1 protein-coding gene is annotated in these 379 nt (G+C 38.8%); it reads right to left on the minus strand.

From position 1 onward, the window contains the following. On the minus strand, positions 1 to 379 hold a 379-nt coding region (locus tag RM446_RS24735; protein WP_311547850.1), incomplete at both ends, for a hypothetical protein.

Consider the following 379-nt stretch of genomic DNA (forward strand, 5'->3'; position numbering starts at 1 on the left):
GTCTATCGCTTGCTGGTACTGATGGTGTAGATTCTCTGCCTAAACCAGCTTTTAAATTGGCTTCCTTAAAATCAAGCCGTCTAGTTGACGTGAAATTAATCTTTACAGGTGCGACAACTGGATGCTGATATCTGGAGAAGTCTGGATACCCATCTGGATACCTTATAGAAACTCCGTTCTTATTGGTATAAGTCCAGACTTTATTTTCATCTATACTTATACTACCACCTTTATCTAGCCATTTCTTTGGAACTGGTGAATTTTTGGGTTTGGTTTCTAGTAATTCCTTAGTGAAATTTTCATTTCCACCTTTAGTAAAACTCTTTGAACCCGTTTCTGCTTTCCCACTCGGACAATCAATCTTCCCAGCCAATTGCAT

The sequence above is a fragment of the Streptomonospora wellingtoniae genome, assembly GCF_031845375.1.
Classification (GTDB): Bacteria; Actinomycetota; Actinomycetes; order Streptosporangiales; family Streptosporangiaceae; genus Streptomonospora; species Streptomonospora wellingtoniae.